We start from the raw sequence: 21,189 nt of genomic DNA, 5'->3' as shown, positions 1-21,189 counted from the left end.
TTTGGCGGAAGGTAGAGGATTTGAACCTCTGAGGACATTGCTGCCCAACTGGTGTTCGAGACCAGCGCGATAAACCACTCTGCCAACCTTCCATTCTTTGCTTTCGACTTTATGGACTTTATGGACTTTACAAACTTTATAGACTTTGGACTATCCTTACCATTTCTTCTTGGTGCGCACAGTCACATTGACACCCGACTTCTTCTCTTTTTTGTCGAGGCGTTTGTTCATGATATTATAAAGCATTTCTTTCTTGCTTGGCTTTTCGATTCTGACGGGCTCTATCTTCTCTGCTTTTTCCACTTTTGGAGCTGGCAAAGCCTTGCCGCCATCTCGAACTAGCGGAGTTGCATGTATCTGCTTGTTGACGAAATATTGGAGAACCAAACTAAATAGAGTCGTTACAATCCAGTAAATTACCAAGGCGGCTGGCATGCTTCGGCCGAAGAATAGGGTGATAATCGGGCCCAAGAAAAGCATCTGTTTGCTCATAGCGGCGGCTGGATCATCTGGTGCGCCTTCGATTTTCTTTGGCATCATGAGGTATGACAAACCAAATTGGAGCACAGCAGCGATAATTGGTAGCGCCCAAAGATCTGGGTGAACTATATTCATACCGAAGAACATAGTGTTAACCGTGTCAGGATGAGGGGTGAAAGAGTATAGGTCTTTGAATCCTGTTTCGTTCAACCCGCTACGAAATACATTGTAGAGCACGATCAAGACCGGCAGTTGGATCAGCGATTGTAGGCAGGAGCCGAGAGGGGAATGACCCTCAGTTTTGTAAAGCTCCATGATCGCTTTGGTCTGCTCCTGTTTGTCGGTAATCTCCTTGCGAATTTTGTTGACATGAGGCTGAAGCTTGTTGTTTTTGGCCTGAAAATGAGCCGCTTTGAGCGAGGAGGGGAGAAGGGCAAGCCGGATCAGGATGGTCAAGACGATAATTGACCAACCGATAGAGTGTCCCGGCACCAACCAAGCCAAGAAGATAAGTAAATTGTAGAGCGGTTGATAGAGAAGAACGAAAAAGAATTGTTTCATAAAATAATTTCTATTTATTAGTTTCTAATTTCTAATCAATTTATAATTATTAATTAATAATTGAATAAAAATTAAGAACTAGAAACTAAAAACTTACTACTTTCGTCTTTAGACGGGGTCATGTCCTCCCTTACTCCAGGGATTGCAACGTATGATTCGCCAGATTCCGAGGACGGAGCCACGAAGCGCTCCCTTTTTGATCACTGCCTCCTTGAAATACTGAGAGCAAGAAGGAGTATACCTGCAATATCCTACAGGATAAAGGCCTTTACGCCAACCGTGATCAGGACTCAGTGTCCGCTGATACAACTCAATTGTTCTAACGATTATTTTTTTGAACATAAATCAAACCAATATTAGCCAAGCCGCGATCAAATTCACTTTTGATTTCAGCAAAGTTATAAGGCTTGGCGAAAGCACTTTTTACAAAGACGATTATCTCTTTGCCGTTGCCAATTTGTGGCAGAACATCCCAAGCCATCGCTCGGAGTTTGCGCTTTAGAGCATTTCTGTCCGTCGCCCTTTTGCTAATCTTGTTGGAGACGACAAAGCCAAATTTCGAAGGATTAACCTGGCCGCTTTCCTTTAATTTGAACGAAAGCTTACCAGAAACTGTGCCCTTCTTGAAAAGCTTGAGCTTCTTGAAATCCTTGGCCACTATTCTGTTTTTCTTCGGTAACATAAAGAGAACATAGCACGAATTACGCTCGTTGCCAAGTAAATTAACTTATTACTGCGAGTTCAATATTTGGATTTTTCCCAACAAAAAAATGAGCTATTTCTGCTCATTTTCTTATACTGCGAGTTCTTTGCGGCCTTTGGCTCTTCGGCGACTCAAAACGAGACGGCCATTTAATGTAGCCATCCTCTTCAAAAATCCATGGACGCGTTGTCGGCGTCTCTTCTTCGGTTGATATGTTCCAAATGTTGCCATAACAGAGGGATAATAACAGAAAGATGAGAGAAAATCAACCCAATCAGTGATTCTTATTTTTTAGTTCTTAATTTTTATTCAATTATTAATTAATAAATATAAATTGATTGGAAATTAAGCCGAAGGCTCCCCTTTGGGGGTAATTAGAAATTAACAATTCAATCGGCTGGAAGCTGATTATAAATGCCTCGAAGCCCCTACCATTGCGCTCCTTGTGGATAACTTGTTATATTTTCTACGACTAGGAAATAACCGATTGGATAATCATGGATCTAACAGAAATCTGGCGAAACACTTTGGGCGAACTTCAGGTCACTCTGTCGAAGCCAAACTTTGAAACTTGGTTCAAGAGAACCTTCATTTTTGATTACAAAAAAGGTGTTTTTACGATCGGAGTGCCTACTTTCTTCGTCGAAGATTGGCTAAAAAAGAAGCATCTCAAAGAAATCCAGAAAGCTCTTCAAAATCAGGTTGATGAGGCCATTTTGGGGATCAAATTCAAGATCGCCAACCCAGACCCCGACCAGGTGGTAGACCTCGAATCTGGGGTAATTATCCACAAGCCTGTGGATAAACCTACCCTAACTGTGGATAGAGAAATCCCCGTCCCTTTGCCGCAGAATTCTTCCCTGAATGATAATTATATCTTCAATAATTTTGTAGTTGGCCCTTCCAATCAACTGGCTTTCGCCGCCGCCAACGCCGTCTCAGAAAAACCAGGAACGCAATACAATCCACTCTTTATCTACGGCGACTCTGGCCTGGGCAAGACCCACCTGATGCAAGCAATCGGCCACGCCTATCTGAAACGCTTCCCCGACAAGAAAGTCCTCTATGTCTCGACCGAGACCTTCACCAATGACTTCATCCAAGCTGTTGGATCAGGTTTTGGTAAAGCCAAGGATTTCAAAAACAGATACCGCACCGTCGACCTACTTTTAATTGATGATATTCAGTTTCTCTCCACCAAAGAGCAAACCCAGGACGAATTCTTCCACACCTTCAATCATTTGCACCAAAACAAGAAACAAGTTGTTTTGACTTCGGATAGAGTCCCAAAGGATATTAAGGGCCTAGAAATCAGACTCAAGACTCGTTTTGAAGGCGGTATGGTTTGCGATATTGGCCACCCAGATCTAGAAACAAGAGAAGCGATTCTGAGACAAAAAGCTGAGCGGATGAATCTCAAAGTTGACGACAAGATTATTACTTTCATCGCAGAGAGAGTTAAATCATCCGTCCGCGAGCTCGAAGGTGCTCTCAATAAAGTGCTGGCCACCTGCGAACTTATGCACTGTGAATTGAATATGGAGCAGACAGCTAAGATATTAGATTCGATTATCGAAGAAAAACAGCAACACGTCACCGCAGAGTTAGTTATCCGTGAGGTTCATAAGTATTTCCGGATTCCGATCGAGGATTTGCTCGGCAAGAAAAGAACAAAAGAATTAGTATTCCCCAGACAGATCACCATGTATCTGCTTCGAAGCGAGTGTGGCCTCTCCTATCCAGAAATAGGCAGGAAGATGGGTGGCAAAGATCACTCCACTATCATGCATGGAGAACAGAAGATTGGAAAGTCTATTGCTACTGATCCAAGATTAAAAGAAGATCTGACAGTGATTAAAGATAGAATATTTACTTCCTACAGTTGACACCCCTTGGTGTCATCCCAGGCTTGAACTGGGATCCAAACCTTTTGGGTTAGATATACAATATGCTTTATAAATAGTAGTAGTAATAAGGGGTGTGGACAGAGGGGATAAGTCAAATAAGCCATTGCTAGAGAAGCTTATTACCTATCTAAGCTGTGGAAAGAGCGGGGGTATAACTTAGGGAAAAGATGGGGAGAACCTCAAAAGTTGAAAGTTGAAAGTTGAAAGTCAAAAGAAAGTGCTGATAACTTGAGGGATTGTTCACAACGAATTGGTGATAAATTGCACTTTTCCACAACCAAAAAGATTCAGCGAAATAAGATAGTCTGGAAGAAGATAATTTAACAATATAAATAACTAAGTTAGACACAGGTTTACCCCAAAATGGGGATAAGTAAGAATAGGAGAACAAATGAAAGTGATACTTTTGCAATCAAACATCGCTAAAGTATTGGGAGCGACCAGCCGGATAGTTGGCGCCAGGACGACATTGCCAGTCTTGTCCAATATCCACATCAAAGCCGAAAAGGGAAAAATAAAATTCTCGGCGACCGATTTGGAAGTTGGCGTCACCACCCAGACTATTGGGAAGGTTGAAGAGGAAGGGGAGATTACTCTTCCCGCAAGGCTTCTCTCTGACTTTGTCTTGAATAATAAGGATGAATCCATTGAGATTATCACCACCGGGACGGCCGCAGAGCTCAAGTCTAGCCATTTTGAGGCCAAGATCCAAGGTATTGCCGCCGAAGAGTTCCCAACTATTCCTGAGGCTCCTAAGACCGAACCAGTAGTTATTAACAAAAACCTTTTTATCGAATCGCTGAAGAAAGTAGCAGTTGCCCCAGCTACCGACGAGACGCGCCCAGTCCTGGCCGGTATTTATTTCTCCGTCAAGGAAGATGAATTAATATTAGCCGCCACTGATTCTTATCGACTGGCCGAGAAGAAGATCAAACTAGCCGCCAAGTTTGCACAGCACCACATGATTATCCCTGGCCGGACCATGACTGAAGTTCTCAGAATTTTGGCTTCGACCGAGCACGCCGAAGAGGTTAAGATATTATCTTCTGACAGCCAAGTCTCGTTCCTAATCGGTGATACCCACATCACCTCACGTTTGATCGAGGGTACGTATCCAAATTATCAGGCTATCATCCCCAATAGTTCCAAGATCAAGGCCACTGTCAAATTAGCCGAATTGGCTTCGGCCGTGAAAATGTCCTCTCTTTTTGCCAAGGATACGGCCAACAATAATATCAAGGTTGTAGTCGGCGAGAAGGGAATTTCTATTCTGTCGGCAGCCTCACAGGCTGGCTCTGCCAGGTCGGAGATTGAGGCTGAAGTCAGCGGCGGCGTTCTCGAGATCTCATTTAACGCACGCTATATTCTAGATTTCCTCGCTGTAGCCGGGGATGACCAAATCGTCTTGGGATTCAACGACAATGCGTCGGCTGGAGTCTTCAAGGGTAAAAAGGATGAGGATTACACCTACATCATCATGCCGCTCAAGCTAGAATCCTAAGGCCGAAAGCCATAGTCTAACGATAATGCTAACAACAATCGAACTCGAAAATTTCCGTAATCACAAAGATTTTCGGCTTGAGCTCTCCCCAGTCACTGCCATAATCGGCAAAAACGGAGTTGGGAAGAGCAACATATTGGAGGCGATTTATCTCGTTTCTGCTTGCCGTTCTTTTCGCGAAGATGACAGGAGAAACCTAGTCATGATCGGCAATGATTTTGCCAGGATCAAAGCAGATGAGCTCGAAATCTTCATCCAGAACGCACCAACCTTTTTGCTTCGAGCCAAGGAAAACGGCGCTTTTCGCAAGCAATCCGACTTCATCGGGACCAAAAAAAGCGTTATTTTCTCACCAGAAATGATACTGCTAATCAACGGCTCTCCACGGTTGCGCCGCCGCTTCCTGGACATTATGATCAGCCAATCTGAAAGGCATTATCTCAAAGAAGTGATGGCCTTCGAAAAAGTCCGAGCTGAGAGAAATTCTCTCCTCCAGAAGATCTTCGAGCATCGCGCCCAGACGGACGAACTAGATTTTTGGAACAAAGAATTTATCTCTCTCGGCCAGTCTATTGTCGAGGCGCGTCTTCTCGCTATCAAAAAGCTAAACAAAAGGCTAAGCTCCCTCTACCGCTCTGTCTCCGGCAATCCAAAGGACAAATTACAAATCGAATACGAAAATTCTGCCCCCGAGGGGTTAGAAGAAGCGATCAAGCAAAATATCTGGCGGGAGATTAGATCAAAGCGCTCGCTCTTCGGCCCGCATCGCGATGATCTCGTGTTCAATTTGAACGATAAGCCGATGGCTAGCTTTGCTTCGCGTGGAGAGTGTCGTTCGGCTATATTGGCTCTCAAAATCGCTGAGCTGGAGTTCTTGACTGACGAGAACGACAAACCGATGCTACTTTTGGACGATCTTTTCTCCGAATTTGATCTTGATCGCAGAAGCCACCTCTCGAAACTAATTGAAAATTATCAGACCGTGCTGACGACGACTGATAGTTCATATCTAGTTGATATCAAAGAGTGCAAAGTGGTCGAGCTCTGACCACAGTTCAGGGCTAATCAGACCTATTCGAAACTACGATTCTAATCTGCCTGACCGTCTGCTTGGCGGTTTTTTTGTTCAAAAATTCTTTGAGTTCTGACTCGACCATCTGTAATTCAGCGGCGGCGGGGGAAGAAGCGACTGAGACCTTCAGAACGCCGTTGGCGTAGGAAACTGGAGTGAAGGGCTGTCCTGGCCATTCGGCGCAATAAAAGCAAACCAAGGGGCCTTCTAGCGTCTTCTTGAGGCCTCTTTTGGCAAGAGAACGGTTCAATATATTCTTCAGGTTATCCATGAATAGATTGTAACAGAACGAGTGGCAGAGTGGCCAGCCTTCGCCAAGGCTACGGCCGGCAAGCAGAGGGTAGGTGAGGCTTATTATAAACCCCATCTAACTTCCCCTTCAAAAGGGGAAGAACCGCTAAAATCCAATATGCGTCCAGCCTATCGTTTGTGGATTGGCCCAGACGCCCATACGGGAAGTACTGACACAGCCGCCATCGCTAGTCGCTTTGCCGCACATGCCGTCACAGGCGATGTAATCTTCATCAAGCATCTTCTTGCACATATTGGTATCAATGCTCTCTTTCCAGAAATCAACATCAACTTTGCGACCAGTCATGATTTGGATTGGTACGATATCGTCGCCATATGAATCTTTGAATCGAGGAGAGTTTTGCAGAGCCAGCATGTCGCCAACCAATTGGCGAGCTTTGTATTGTGCCACTTTCACGCCATAAGTTGCCATGAGCGGTCCCAAGAAGGCTGCGCCGCGATCGATTCGTCCGCCTATTTCTCCAAATCCACCCACGTCCTTGTTGTAATCAAAAGACCCAACTCTTGGGTAGTATCCATCGGCAGTACACCAGTAGAAATATTTAGTGCTAAAGAGCATCCCACCAATGAAACCGATGACGGCTATTGCTATAGCAAGCCACTGAAGTCCTGGCACCTGGGATAGCATTAATACCTCCGCTCCAATCGTGGCCATCACCGTATTCCAGACGAAGATAAACACGAAAGTGACAATACCAGAAACCAGTGGCATCAGAGTGCCAGGGATCATACCAAGATCCTGTTCCCAACCGGCCACGATTTTGCCAAGCGCTTTACCAATTAAGATTTCAATGATTATGGCCGCAACAAGGTCTTTGGCAGCTTGGAATTTGGTTCCCTCGGTATTTATAGTCTTAGAGGCAGCTTTGGCATCCTCGGCAGCTTTTTCTCCTGCGTCTACGCCATCAAATCCGGTATTCTCATAAACGATTTGGTTAGCGTCAGCCCCTGTTAGGCTTGCCGAAAGTTCTGCGTCTGTTATATCCAAAGCTAACGCGTCTGCTTTATCGAAAAGAGTGTCGGCTATCGCTTCCAGGCCAGCGGCAGTATGAGGCAAGTTTGGCACAACCCAACCAGCCAGCTTGGCGGCCTTGATGGCGGCAGATACTTTGCCGTAAGCAGTGAAAGCGTCATATATGCCCTTGGCGAGCTTGAAGGAAGTGCCTGCCTCGAGACCAAGTTTGGTGTCGGCCCAGGAGAAAAGACGGTCGACCAGATACTCTTGTGTTGCTCCGCCCAGAGTCTTCATCTGGACTGTCTTGTCTCCTCCAACATTAATAGTGACGCCCGTGTTGTTCGGGTCCTCAAAAACTTTGTCGATGCCGACATCCTTGATCCCCCAATTGCCCCAAGGATGGTCGGCTGAGCCCATAGTACCAATGCCGACTATAATACCCTCAGCCATGTCTGGTTGGATCTCGAAGCCAAACCAGGCCTTTGAGCGAGAGACGATAAAATCTTGGATGAAATATCGAGCGCTAGGATTCTTGGCAAGAGTGCTTAGGGGGTCAAACGTATCCGTATCGCGAAGAATATTTTGCCCAGCCTCGTAGAGAAATTGAGCGGCCCCGGCCCACTGCTCGATATCTTTGACTGCTCTGAAATCCATGCCGAAGAGATGGCCTCTCTGAGCACCAATCTTGAGATAAGTGACAAGGGCCTCTGCCTTCATTTTGGGAGTGCCGATTGCGATTGCGCGAGCAAATCCAGGATAGGCGTTGCCATCAAGTTTCCAGGCGGCTATGTCTATCGCCTTGTACATCAAGTTGTTTCGGTAGAGGTTCTTTGATTCGCCTAGAATCGCAGTCTCCCTATCTCTTAGTGCGGTTAATTGAGTTCTATCTGAAATATAGGCCGCAAACTCTGGTGACCCATTGTGGCAAGTCGCCGCGCTGTTGCTGATAAGCCCATACTTGATGCCGCAAGCGTTTTCAAAGTCGGCCACGCTGTTTTGCAAATCGGCTCGTTGGCTGATTGCATCGACAGCCTCGGCACTACTTGGGGTATAGCCGTATTGTGTGTAGATATCAGTCTTGTTGTTGATAATCTCTCTGCCAGGTTGATTCGCTACTTTTGCCACCCTGGTATCTGAAAGTATGCCAAGACCCGTGTCGAAGGGATCAGTAGAGACAGGATACTCCGGCCCTGAGTTGATGCGTACGCCGTCAGGGTTTTTTTCAATTAAGTTGAAGTGACTATAAGCGGCGACGTCCCGAGCCGCTTGGTCGGACTGAGCGTTGCCAAAAATGGCATATTTGTAGTCGTTGTAACTGAGCTTGAATTGAGGTGGAACGGCACTCTCACATCGGCCATCGGCGTCTGGATTGCAGTTATCCGTGCCCCACATGTCTACCGGTATCATGGCGATGTTTGAAGCGATTGTCATGGCAATCGGGGAAAGATAGCGAAGGTCGCCCTGGATAAGTGCTTTCAAATCTTCTCTCGGAACAACAACACCGACCTTGGCTTTGCACTCTTCATAGCCAATAGGCTGGCCGAAATAATCAAGCTGGTTGGAGAGAACGGGGTCATAGCTGCCTGCCCCGTCAAGATAAGCGGCGCGATTGTTTTGGCAATCAGGAATCGTAACGACAACGTCTCGCAGTAGTTTGCCAGTCAAAGTGACAAGTTGGCCGGTGGCGTAGTCAAGAATATCTGCTCGTAACGCCGCGTTACTTACTGGCTTCCTGTTGTCGAGCTTACATTGATTAAAGGCATTGTTTTGGATAGTAATATTGCCGCTAGCAGTGTTAGCCTGCTGATTGTATTTTTCCCAATCGCTAACCCAAGCGTCCCGCATCTCAGTAGTGTGAGTGGCGTCCAAAGTGGCTTGAGAAGTTACTCTCTGCGAGTACTGCTGGTAATTTTCGCCCTCGATCCGTGAAGCTCCTCGGGCCGGCCACTCTCCGAGCAATCGCTTAATATCGTTGTTGGCAGCGTCATACTGAGTTTTGATGGCGACGTCTGTCCCCCCTGGATAACTTTGGCTGTAGCACTTTCTGTCGATTTTTTCTCTCTCTGCGTCCTTCTTCTGGCCGTCCTTGTAAAAGGTCGCTTTCCAGAAGCCATTGAATGAGAAAGAACCGTCCACGGTATAGTCAAGTCCAAGTTGTTGGTCAAGTTTGCTGAGTCCGATATTCAATATATTATCGACGATGTGGTCGGGGTCAGATAGAACTTTGCTGATCGTGCCTTCCGGCAAATTCATCCTGTCATCAAGATTGAAGCCGAAGAGGGTATTAAGATTGGTATACAGTTCGCCGAATTGGCCATAAGTGTCATCGCTACAGTAGCCGATTGCAGCGCCAACCTCATCATAAACCAAGACGGGAAAGCCAACATCGTCATAAGTATGTTTGCCGGTTCTGAGATACTGTTCCCAGTAGTCATTTTTGATATTGTTTACTTGCACATCGTAGAGAAAATGTCCGTCAGAAACGCCGTTTGATGGATAATTATCTCTGGTGATGATCTTGCTTTTCTCGCAGACAAAATTGTTCTTGATTGCACCCAGGACGCCGGCTGCTGCCTGAACTTTCGCGTCGGAAATCCCAAGCAGAGTGGCGGCGTTGGAAATGGCGGCAGTGACCATGAGATTCTCGCCAATTCGATTGATATAGGTTTTTGGCTTGATCGAGTTGGTTAGAAGCTGATAAGTGCTACCGTTGCTGACCGCAAAAGTTTTGTCCAGTGAACTGGTCTGCTGATAGAAATCCTGGACCGCATAATACCAATCTCTATTGTTTTGATTACGGGCCGACAGGGCAACTTGGATCTTGGTCGGATCATTTTCAAATTGTTTGAGCAGATCATTGATGAAATAATTTTTGAGAGCGCTGTTGATATTGGCGATGGCTGTGCCAATATCACTTTGAAGAATATTGCGAGTCGAGAGAACATCTCTTACCCGAGTCAAGCGATAGGCCAAATTGGCTCCCTGAGAGTAGCTAGTGTTGGAGTTGAGTATCTTGTCGATATCGTCAGAAATCCCATTCGCAACTGATGGGTCAACCGGTATCTTAAAGGCGATCATGAAGTTGATCGGTCCGACATTGTCGAGCAGTTCATACAGATTGTTGCCCCTGAAGGTACCTCGAGGCAGGGAGAGGGTCTCCTCGACCTTGGCTTGACCGACCGCTTCTTTAAATGATGAGACGTTTTGGATCCCATTGAGCGGAATATTGTTGAGGCCAAAGATCCGACCGAGCATTGAGCCACCAGCTTGGGCGAGGGCGCAAGTAATTGATTCTGGATTGCGAGCTTCGTAGAGAAGACGTGTTGTGCCAGGCTTCAGCTCAGCCTTCAGATCAATATAATTGGTCGCGATGTTGGTCAGCGCAGTGTAGTCGCCGTTCAAGACATCATAGAGGTCGCCTGCGTCGAAGTAGTCCGGCCCAACGGCGAGGCCAAGTTGCAAAGCTCCAAAAATTTGGTAAGTGACAACTTTTTGTGCTTCCTTGACACCAACCTTCTTCTTGAAAGTGGCGACGGAATTTACGCTCGGTTCACGAGTAAAAAGCTTTTCTAGTATACTAGCCGGCACAGTCGTCGAGCCAGCGATGGCCGAAATCATGGCTATACTCTTGTTCTTATCCCCAAAGATATCGACCATCGAGTTGTCATTCACAAATCTGACCAGTCCTGCGTAGACATCACTCAGATTTAATTCGATAGTTCCATGGATGGTGACATTTGCATTTGCGGCGGCATCTGTGGTCGCTTGGTCAGGTAAAGCGGCATTGTTGGCCAGAACAAGTTGATTGGCAAGATATCCCAGAATATTGTTGCTAATTTCCTGCTCTTTGCCGTCTATCACGACTTTCAGATGTCTTATCGAGTCGGCTTCGTGGGCAATGGCATAGCGCTGGGCTTCATCCCAACTCTTGAAGCAGTGTCTTCCCTTGGCGTCATAATAGCAGTATGAATTGTTTTCAAGGGTAGTCTCATTGACCATAAAGGTGCCGCTTGCGTCACCTTTTGGCAAATAAAGAACTGGGCAAGTCTCACTGGCTTGCTGTTTCGGTGCATACGGGTTGCTGACGTAGTACTGAGTCCAAGTGTCCAAATTATACTGATCTGTGTCGTTGGGCAGAACCTCACCATTAAGCATCTGAGCGTAGAAACTTAGTACGTTGGTATTGATTTTGAGAGCAGAACCCTCGACCACCTGCTTCTCTTTTCGGGAAAGATTAATATAGCGAGTATCTTCTCCGGTAAAGAGGGCTTTGATCGCGTTTTGATCGATTGTGAATCCCTGCTCGATTGACTGAGTAGTGCCTGCTAGTCGAGTCCAGAGGGACGTGTTGTTGACTGAATTCTCTGCGGTCATAGCGTTAAAGTTTCCACGCGGGAGACCCATACGGAAAAGGAGATCATCCTCGGGGGACCGAGTCATATTGAGACATTTCACTGTACCATCCGCTTGAGCTTTGTTTACACCAGTGAAGCAGCGCTGTTTGATATTTGCTACGATGTCTTGGACTGTTGATTCGCTGTACTTGCTACTGCCCAATCCCTTGACATCACTGGCGCGCTTGGCTTTCCAACGTTTGTCGACATTGTCAACAATTGCCTGCCAATGAGCCGTGCTCTTGGTATAAGCTTTTTGACTATCGGCGATTTTCTTGTAGAAGGCCTTGTAGGCATTGAGATCATCACCTGGGGTCTTGGGCTCACTACTGATCGAATATGGACTACCGGGGGTCCTGATAAGCTGTATCCAGGGATCGGCGGCATAATCGAGCATCGGCGCCGTGAGCAGGCTATCCATATACTTCAGGAAGTCTGCTTCGGATAGTGCGGCCAGATCGGGATAATCGTGCTTAAGCACAGAATCCGTCGTAATCATGTTGTAGACTGCCTTCAGGTCAGATTGGAAGTTGGGCTTGGCCTGGGCATCAAAGTTGCCCTGGAAATAGAAGGCGGGCATGCCAAAATTTTCCTCAATCCTGGCCTGGCCAACCGATTGATAAAAGGCGTCGAGGCCAGATATGCCATTTTGGTCATAATTGCGGACTAGGTAGACTAGGCTATTGGGCGGAAGGCCGATGTTAGCTTCGATCGAGTTGGCGCCCAGGCGATAAAAGAGCTCGGAGGAAGTGATCGTACCGGCAATCCAGTCGAACATCATCTGTGCAACCTGCCAAGCAGAGAGGCCCTTTTTCTTGGCCGAGTCTGATCTCTCTTGTGCTTGCTGTCTTCTGTCCTGGTTTACGACTTCCTGTAGCGGAGTAGAATCAATCTGCTGAAATTTAATACGATCAACACCATTAATAGCCTTGCCACGATCGAGCTCGGCAATAGTGGTCCAAAGCTCGTTGACGAGATAAACAATCTGATTGACGGCAGCTATATCTCCGACCAAGTCTGCCCTTCGTGTCCGCATGTACTCTTTCCAATCGGAGGCCACCTGTTTTAGCGTGTCGATATCGGTCATAGTCTGTGAGGCGGTAGCGGCTATTTTGCTGATGGAGAACAGTTGGAGATTGGTCAGGTCTCCATATACCTGTTTGAGCTGGTCATAAGATAGTTTCGAAAGATCTACAAAAGATTTAATGTCGTCTTTGCCCTCAGATACGATTGAGCCGTATTGGGTGTCGATCTGTCCAAGCAATTTCTTAATATAGAAGATGCGTTGGATGTAGAAGTTGATCTCTTCGTTGGCAACATGAATTGTAGGATCGGTGTCCATAATGTCAATCTTGGCGCGGTCAGTCTCGCTCAGCGCCTGGTTGATCAGGGCGGTGTAGAGGAGCTCAGAGCCTATCCGCTGGTAGACATCACGCCCATTGGCTGATGCACAGCCAAAGATTCTTTGTAAGTCTCGATTTACAAAGCCATATTTCGTTGCCTTTTCTTCGGAAATTGGTCTAATCTCAGAGACGTCTTTGGTCAGCGTTTTCGAAGGCTGTGGTATGCCATTGGCGGCTGGATTATAGGTGACTTGGTAGTCTAGAGCTAGACTGACCGGTTTGAATACATTGGTTCCAAAAGTTGCTTGAACATCTAGCAGACTGTTTGGATTTGGCTGCTGAGCGCCAGCTTGATCAAAGGAAACATCAACCTCAATCGGACGGGCCGGCGCCTGACAAGCCTCTTCGGTTGATTTGGTTAGGTTGTCTCGAAGCCAACTTCGGAATACCCAGCGACCAAAGTTACCATCATTTGCCTGGAAAGTTACATCCTTGCCGTACTCATGGGTCTGGATACTGACAACCTGCTCTCCCACTTCTAGCTTTGGCAAAGGAGAAGCATCATCTTCGCCGAATAGTCGAGAGAGCGTATAAATTCCGACTTCAGCGAGGCTCTGTTGCAAAGTATCTGGGCTAAATTTGATTACCTCAGCCCAGAGCCCAGTTGGCAAGGAGAAGGCGGCATCGTTGGCGGCGAAGTATTGAAAGCCAAAAGTTGTCTCATCCAATCTAACTTGCCCAACGATACTAGCGTATCGGTCCGAGTTCATCTTGACTGACTCTGTCGTCGTGCCCTCGGGCAACTTCATCATTTTGTCATACTGAGCCGGAGTCAAGGTCTTGCCCTTGACCAAGGCTTCAGTCACACCAGACTTCAGGTGAAGCATCATGTCGATTGTGTCTGGGCTGAGCCGAAGCAGATCAAACCAATTCAGACCCTCTGCTGTGCTGGCAAACTCAGCAAATGGCTTGTCCTGGCTTGGCCAAACGAATTTCTTGAAATTAAGCGTTCCTTCGATCACACGGGCGCCAATATAGATGCTGGCAACCGAGTTTGGGTCTAGGCGCGCCAGATCTCCGTTGGCTAGCCCCAATTCATACTCCAATTTCCTAGTTCCTGTCTGGGCCAAGGTCGAGAAGAGGGGCACGGCAGGATTGGTCGTGTCGAGTGAGTTGAGAGGCAATTTCATCCGAGTCTCGATCGCGCCGCGGCCGATTTCATAGAAGAGATCTCCCGGAGTGTTGATATGTTTGTCTGTAAATAATTTTCGATTAATCCCGAGATAGTCAGCGATATAGATACCACCCAGGTTTCTAAGAGTGCTGTCGGTGCTATAGCCCTTCAAATTATGATCAGGCGAAGCGAGAATTTCAGTCATTAGGGACTTGCCCACTACGTTGACTAGATCTCCAAAACTGGCTCTGGTCAGGTCGCCCTCATAGTCAGACATATCAGTCTCGTTGATCGAGCCCAGGAAGTCGACCACCTCGGAGGTCGCCATCGATTTGATAAGAGACATCATATCAAAGTCATTGGCACCCTCTGATTTGTTGAACCCTTCTGTAGTCTGCCAGGCCAACTTAATTGGTCTTGTTGGTTGAGGAGTGTTCTGGCCCTTAACATTTCCCCACTGCTTAACCTCTTTCCGTATCGTGCATCTTATGTCGTCAATCTCAGAAATATCAATAGCCTGACCCTGCTGGTGCATTGAATCATTTTGCTCACCGTCGTTCATAGACTCTAGATAGGCAGTGTAGGCGCTACCATCTTTCTCTTCTATCGTCGCCTCGCCCGGTTGGTACTGAGCCATGCCGCATTCAGCGGCGGATTTGGCCGGATCACAGTTCACTGTTTTGGCGGCTCCAGTCAGCAACGCATCAGACTCACCTGATTTGCGGCCAGTTTGGAGGAATTTCTTGACGCGGATTCTCCAGTGTCCAGCGCCTCCCTTGTTCTTAGGCGTAACCAAATAAATCAGGGCCTTGACTGCGCGGATGTCAATCTTGAGTCCGTCTAGACTCTCATTGATTCTGTCGAGCAAGTACTGTCGCTTGGTCTCATCAGTTTTGCTTTCTCGAATCAGAGCCATCAGCTGTTCTGCGTCAGTAATCCGAGTGACGCAAGCTAGAGTATTTATATCGGTATCGAGAGTTTTGTTCTCTGCAAGGTTGTCGATTTGCGCAAGCCAGTCTGCCCTTAAGCGATCGTCGCCGTAATATGCTTTGGCTGAATCAACATAGTTAACAAATTTTTCCTTGTTCTGGTTTGTGGTGAGGAGCGGGTCGCCAGAGTCTCCGTATTTGAGATAGGAGAGGTATTCTTCGGGTGTGCCGAATCTTGGCGTCGCTTGAGATCCCTCACTAGAGACTGCATCGTCAATTTCCTCTTTGGCTGGGAAGTTTTTGTATTGTTCGTTAGAATTAATGATACCCTCGGGAATCGTAAACTCATAGAGTTTTGACATGTTCTCGGCGAATGGCGGGAGTAGATTCTTCATGCAACGAAGGGCCTTGATCGCGTCAAAATCACTCTGGGTCAGGATGATTTTGGCATCACCAATATCTTCAAGCAGACTGCTCGTGCTGGTAAGATCAGTAAAGGTCTCAGTGGTATCAGTCACCACGAGGGAGAAGGCATCTTTGACTGGGTCGGGGATGAAATTCGGAGAGTATTCTGGGGTGTAATCGCTATCTACTTCCTCCTCATAATCATGATCGCTCTCATCGGTTGACGCGATCTCTGGATCAGGGATATCGTTGATCGCCGCTTTGGCCTTGCTGGAGAAGTAATCTGTCGGGATGAGCTCGATATATGGGTTCAACACCAAAATCAGCGCAACCAGCGTGAACACAAATTTTTGCAAAAATTTCTTCACATCCCTCAACTTTTATTTTGTTACGTATTTGCCAAAACCGATGTGGGTATGGTTGGTATGCCCCGCGACTTTTGTCATTGGGCCTGTCTTTTGTTCATCTGTCTTGTCTACGTTGTCGCGCACCCACTCTCTGTCGCCGATAATCAACTGGTGAATCAGTATTTTCTTTGTATTTAACTCGGGCAAATGTTGTATCACCCATCGGCCAAAGGCTTCTGATTTTTGTTTCGCCTCAGCGGTTTCTGTATTCAGATTATTTATATCAACGCCATGCCCGGTCGCATGCTGAGACATGATACAAGCCCATGAACCTGTGGCCGATTGGCCGCCCTGGGTTTTGTATGTAATATTATACTTCTTGTCGCAAGCTGGGGTGTAGCTGGTCTCACATTTCACGCAGATGTTGTCTTGACTAGCGTTTATGGCCGCATTTTTGCTGTTCATACTGCTGGTCACATAAATATCGTGCGCCCCAACGATTGAGGAAAGTTGTAGGATACTTACGCCGTTCTCCTTGAGCAGACTGTCGGCTTTGCTTTCTTCTACGAAGAGAAAGAATTGACACATTGAGCTGTCCGCTGGAATCTTTGCGCCATCTTTTCTGACGAACCACCCAGTCAGAAGACCGAGCTTGTCGTTGGCTTTCGCAACATTTGAGAAAGTGGAAGACCGAAGCTGTAAGCAGGAAGTGTTAAGCTTGGCCGCTAGCGCTTGTAGGGATTTGATTGCGGCTTGGAGATCAGTCTTCTTTTGATTTGCGTCGGTGAGCTTGGAAGCAGCTGTAAATTTCGCTCTGACCGCAGTCAGGGCATCCTTGAGCGGAATTTTATTATTACCGTCAGGGACGGTGTAATCGCCAATTTTTTCATCGGCTATGGCGACGTCGAGAGCAGCGATTAGTTTGTTGATCTGTGCGTCAGAGATTTCGGTCTGGACTTTGGCATCCCCCGAGAGCATCAGAAGCTTGGTCAGTGCGTCGTCGTCTGAGATCGGTCTAGTTTCAATCGGAGCCCCGCCTGTACCGTTCAGTGCGTTTTGCTTCTTGCTTCCGTTCATAGATACGCCAACCAAGATGGCAATTAGAATTATTGAGATGATAACGATTAAGACGATCTGGCCTGGAGGCGTGGCGAAGAAGGCCATAATAGCTCGACCTGCGCCAGCGGCCACTTTACTAACGGCTTTACCAGCCGTCTTCGCTCCTTGGCCTACCTTTTGGGCGGCAGTGTTCCCCTGAGCGGCTGCCGGCTTCGGTGTGCCTTCTTGCCCAGCTTGTTTGGCTTTTTGGCTCGATTCATCGTCGCCAGTGTCTCCATTTTTCTGTCCCTCAGCCCCTGGTTTCTGGGGCTCCGCATTCATATGGCCCGATTGGATTGGATCTGGCTGTTGGAGATCCGAACGGCCCTCCTTCTTGGCAACCCGATCAGTTTCTTCTTGCTGGGCTTTCTCTAAGGCTTCATTTTCTAAATTTTCGGACTCAGGATTTTTCTTCTTTGGCTGATCGCTATCATTTCCACCCTCGTCTTCTGGGTCTTCATCTTCATCCTCATTTTCCTCTTTCTCTCCATTCGCATTTGGATTTTCTGAAGAAGACCGGGCGTTTAAATCTCTGCCAAAAGCTTCCCCGCCGCTTGGATTATTAGCCCTGCCTGGTCTTGGCGTGCCGATCGTGCCCGCCCCAACGGGACTCGCCCCAAAGGATCCCCCCTGCGGGGCCATATTCTTCTCGTCTTTCTCGATTTCCTCGTCGGTTAGAGATTTGCCGTAAGGTGCGACTTCATCAGCAAAACTGCCAGCCGGCTTAGGCTGACTGACTTTTCTCTTAAATACAACATCAAAAAATTTTTTGCGTCCCGTATCTGCCAATACCCCTCCGCTAATTCACTTTGACGGCGTATACCCCGTCCTTTGTCTCATATATTACCATCTTCTCATCATCGGACAAAACAAGGTTGTTGATCGTGATATCCCCAAGGTTGCGGAGAATAAAACCAGCTTTCTCGCCCGTATCGGTGTTGAATCGGAAGATTTCATCGTGTTTGAGATCAGGATTGTAAGTAGAGACAACGATATGTTTGGAGTCATTAGCCCAAACAATTTTGGACAAGTCTGCTCTCAAATTCAAATTCTTGAGATTCTGCCCGTCTTTGTCCATGATCGAGAGGGTGCCCGGGATGGAGCTGCTGGGATCCTTCTGGTAGGTCGAGAAAAGGACTTTGTTCGAGTCTGGCGAGAAAGAGGCGTCCAATTGATCTCCCTCGGCCGTGAACTCCTTGATCGATCGAGCGTAGGCATTGAAGAGATAAATCTTGTTGGTAGCGTAATCGCTGTTGCGAGGAATGACCAAGAGCCACTCGGAATCTGGCGACCAGTGTAATATCGGGTTGTTAATATTATAAGCTCCAAAATCGGCTACCCGAGTCATGTCGGTGTTGCCGAGGTTTGAAAGGATGAGCGACTCTTCTCCTGTGCCAGGATTGTAGTAGTAAGCGATTTCGGAATCATCTGGTGCCCAGGCCATGCTGCCGATATTCTTGCCCCAGAGCCTCTCGGTCTGATTCACAAAGTCATATTTGGCAAAGTCAAAGAGGTTGATGTCATTGTTGTTCTTGCGAAAGAGAGCCAGCTGCCCCGAGGGTGACCAGGCAATCTCCTTGTTGCTCGATAGTTTCGGATCGGTGATAGAGCGATGTTCTAGCGTCTTGATCTCTCCTGTCTTGTCATCGATTCCGAGTTTGACTCGGAAAAGTGTTCGGCTATTCTCACCAAGATAGTAGAAGCTATTGAAGTCATTACCGCGAGAAGTCATCTTGGCGTCAGAGGCGATTTTGATCGGTTTGGGCATCTCGGCCAGTGCAACGCTGACTTCTTTGTTCGATCCTCGGCCCAGATCTACCTTTTGGCTGGTGCCGATACTGTCGGGCGCCTCAACTACAACTTCATGAACGCCAGGCTCAAGGATTGTCTTGATTGTGCCGTTTTGAGTTTTGTAGATTTTGCCGTCTATCCGCACGGTCGCCACCACAGGGAAGACCTTGATCGTGGCGAAAGAGCGAGTAAAATACCAGATCGCACCCAAAATGGCCAAAACAACAATAAATATCGTGACATAGAGGGACAAGGCAATTTTTTTCAGTTCTAGATTCAAATTAATTCTTATTTATTAATTTCTATTTTTTAATCAATTATTAATTTTTAGATTTTAAGGACCCGGCAATTTTAGAAAATATCAAAGTTAACTCCTGCGCTTCTTTCCATAACTCTCGCAATTCATCGGATTTGTCTGGTAAAGCTGACGATAGCATTCTCAGCCAGTGTTTTGTCTCCATTGTCTCTTTCTTGCAGATAAAGATTTTATTTCTAAAATCACTCTTTGAGCAGGCCCCATTCGCCTCCATGTAATTTGCACCGATACTCGTGGCTGAACGTATTATCTGTCGTATAATTGGCTCGGTAATAATTGTTACCTTTGATTCTTGGCATAAATGTATTATCGCCTCACCAAATTTTGCGGTTCTTTCTTCCAGATTTAAGATGTCGGGGTTTGACATTATAAATTAAAAATTGAATAAAAATTAATAACTACTAACTAAGAATTCTCTACTATAATTTTACCCTAAAATCATCGAAATATGAACTTATCTTGGTGGGTAATATTTCTTTTTTCCATTTTCGAAATAACAACCGTTGCCATTTGTCCGGAGCCCCTGCCAAATCTTGAGGTCATCCCAAAGTTCCTTCATGAAGGCCAGCCCAGGGTCATCCTTGGCGCTTGAACAGCCAACTGTGCTCGTGCTTGTCGCAGTTGCGGTTTGGAAGTGACCGAATATTCCAGACTTAGCCTTGAAATTAAGGTCATTGCCTCTGTCGTTCTTGATGGTTGGAATCTCGGATAACAGTTTTTCGACAGTAGTAAGGGCTGCGTTGTAGGCGGCAGTGTCGGGCCCCACATCTGCCGGCCCCGTGCCTGCTATCTCAATGCCGATAGTGAAGTCATTGGCGCTAATATTATTTACTGTTCCCTTGCCCGAACCAGCTTGTCTTACATCTAGCGGGATAAGCTGCCAAACCTTGCCAGCCGGATCAATCACCAGATGGTTAAATACCGAAGACTTCGTGCCGTCTGTCTCCGTATCACGATTGTACCAACCGGTTATCAACTTACTGACTGCCTGCTCTGCTGTCACATTCTTGTCCCAGCTTCCCGTCCAGTGGAGAGTAATGCCTGTGGCGGTCTGACTCTGTGTGTTAATCTTGGGTCGATTCTTCAGCCAACTCTTCAGCGGCTCTGCGTTCATAAATGAAGTGTCAAAGGAGGAGATAGTTGTCGGTAGATTGGTAGCGTCATTGGAGGAGCACCCTTTGTATAGAACCTGAAAGCGATCCCAAACCTTCGTTTTGTATCCGCTGGATTCGCTATTTAGGGTCGCAAATCCAGAGTCTTTCCAATCATCGTAAGTTCCTGGGCCACCGTTATAAGAAACGGCTATACCTTGAATATCAGCTTTTTCAGCAGTTTTACTATTCTTCGTAATCCGGCCGGCCAGATATTTCAGATAATAGGCTGAGACTTTGGACGCAGATTTGAAATCCTTGGCGGTATCCGGACCGCAATCTGCGATTGGGGCTAAGCCTAATTTTTTAACCTGATCGTTATTGTATTTTTTGCACTGTTCAGCCCATGTACCAGGCATGAATTGAAACGGGCCCATCGCACCGCTTGTTTGGTTTGGTGTCGTATAGTCGTCAGTAGCCCAATTTGAAACTGGCCAGCCTCCATGCTCAGCCGAAAAAATCGCGCCTAGCAGAGCTGGCTGGATCTTGGAATTGTTGGCAGCATATGTAATATCTTCCTGGAAATTGACGGCACCCTTTGTGCCTGCGCCCCAGTCCTGACAGGTGACAGATGCGCCAGAAATTGAGGTCATGGGTGTCACTTCGGGAATTCGATTGTCCCTCATTATCCCAAAAAAAGAAAAACCGATCACAGAGAAAAGCATGACGACAAAAAATCCGCCGATCGGAATCAGATATTTTTGGATCTTGAACCCGCCTGCAACTTTTGAGACATCGAGGTCAGGCATT

Annotated in this window: 13 protein-coding genes and 1 tRNA gene; 3 read left to right on the top strand and 11 right to left on the bottom strand. The window is 46.9% G+C overall.

What is annotated here, in order from left to right; genetic code table 11:
• Positions 1 to 2: 2 nt before the first annotated feature.
• The 5 genes from WC227_00565 to rpmH all read right to left on the bottom strand — a co-directional run bounded on the left by WC227_00565 (position 3) and on the right by rpmH (position 1,975).
• Positions 3 to 92 (bottom strand) — tRNA-Ser (locus WC227_00565).
• Positions 93 to 156: 64 nt separating this feature from the next.
• A complete protein-coding gene (locus WC227_00560; protein MFA6963198.1) occupies positions 157 to 1,041 on the bottom strand; it encodes a YidC/Oxa1 family membrane protein insertase in 885 nt (294 codons plus the stop codon).
• Positions 1,042 to 1,149: 108 nt separating this feature from the next.
• Positions 1,150 to 1,383, bottom strand: coding sequence for a membrane protein insertion efficiency factor YidD (yidD, locus tag WC227_00555; GenBank protein MFA6963197.1), 234 nt, complete (start codon positions 1,381 to 1,383; stop codon positions 1,150 to 1,152).
• Entirely contained in the window at positions 1,361 to 1,723 is a 363-nt protein-coding gene (locus tag WC227_00550; protein MFA6963196.1) for a ribonuclease P protein component, read from the bottom strand. Before WC227_00550 ends, yidD begins: the two co-directional genes overlap by 23 nt.
• A gap of 111 nt (positions 1,724 to 1,834) precedes the next feature.
• Positions 1,835 to 1,975 carry a 50S ribosomal protein L34 gene (gene rpmH / locus WC227_00545; protein ID MFA6963195.1) on the bottom strand — a complete coding sequence of 47 codons (141 nt, stop codon included), beginning with the start codon at positions 1,973 to 1,975 and terminating at the stop codon, positions 1,835 to 1,837.
• A gap of 266 nt (positions 1,976 to 2,241) precedes the next feature.
• On the opposite strand from rpmH, the gene dnaA reads away from it, so the two are divergent.
• The 3 genes from dnaA to recF all read left to right on the top strand — a co-directional run bounded on the left by dnaA (position 2,242) and on the right by recF (position 6,200).
• Positions 2,242 to 3,630 (top strand): chromosomal replication initiator protein DnaA, encoded by a 1,389-nt coding sequence (gene dnaA, locus WC227_00540; protein ID MFA6963194.1) that lies wholly within the window; start codon positions 2,242 to 2,244, stop codon positions 3,628 to 3,630.
• Positions 3,631 to 4,042: 412 nt separating this feature from the next.
• On the top strand, positions 4,043 to 5,152 hold the full coding sequence (dnaN, locus tag WC227_00535) for a DNA polymerase III subunit beta (GenBank protein ID MFA6963193.1): 1,110 nt from the start codon (positions 4,043 to 4,045) through the stop codon (positions 5,150 to 5,152).
• Positions 5,153 to 5,177: 25 nt separating this feature from the next.
• Entirely contained in the window at positions 5,178 to 6,200 is a 1,023-nt protein-coding gene (gene recF / locus WC227_00530) for a DNA replication and repair protein RecF (protein MFA6963192.1), read from the top strand.
• A 13-nt stretch (positions 6,201 to 6,213) separates the two neighbouring features.
• On the opposite strand, the gene WC227_00525 is transcribed toward recF, so the two are convergent.
• From WC227_00525 to WC227_00500, 6 genes are all read right to left on the bottom strand, one after another.
• On the bottom strand, positions 6,214 to 6,591 hold the full coding sequence (locus WC227_00525; protein MFA6963191.1) for a DciA family protein: 378 nt from the start codon (positions 6,589 to 6,591) through the stop codon (positions 6,214 to 6,216).
• Positions 6,592 to 6,621: 30 nt separating this feature from the next.
• The gene (locus WC227_00520) at positions 6,622 to 16,104 is read right to left on the bottom strand and encodes a hypothetical protein (GenBank protein MFA6963190.1); all 9,483 of its coding nucleotides are present in this window, start codon (positions 16,102 to 16,104) and stop codon (positions 6,622 to 6,624) included.
• A gap of 12 nt (positions 16,105 to 16,116) precedes the next feature.
• Positions 16,117 to 17,970, bottom strand: coding sequence for a hypothetical protein (locus WC227_00515; GenBank protein ID MFA6963189.1), 1,854 nt, complete (start codon positions 17,968 to 17,970; stop codon positions 16,117 to 16,119).
• Between the two features lie 10 nt (positions 17,971 to 17,980).
• Complete coding sequence (locus WC227_00510) at positions 17,981 to 19,252, bottom strand: hypothetical protein (GenBank protein MFA6963188.1); 1,272 nt, start codon at positions 19,250 to 19,252, stop codon at positions 17,981 to 17,983.
• A 40-nt stretch (positions 19,253 to 19,292) separates the two neighbouring features.
• Complete coding sequence (locus WC227_00505; GenBank protein MFA6963187.1) at positions 19,293 to 19,655, bottom strand: four helix bundle protein; 363 nt, start codon at positions 19,653 to 19,655, stop codon at positions 19,293 to 19,295.
• Between the two features lie 87 nt (positions 19,656 to 19,742).
• Positions 19,743 to 21,188, bottom strand: a complete 1,446-nt coding sequence (locus WC227_00500) for an N-acetylmuramoyl-L-alanine amidase (protein ID MFA6963186.1) — start codon at positions 21,186 to 21,188, stop codon at positions 19,743 to 19,745.
• Between the last annotated feature and the right edge of the window lies 1 nt (position 21,189).

Source organism: Patescibacteria group bacterium, from assembly GCA_041671645.1.
In the GTDB taxonomy this organism is placed as follows: Bacteria; Patescibacteriota; UBA1384; order XYA2-FULL-43-10; family 1-14-0-10-43-13; genus JBAZBD01.
Note: the sequence above shows the minus strand (reverse complement) of the source record. Positions and strands in the feature narration are given on the sequence as shown.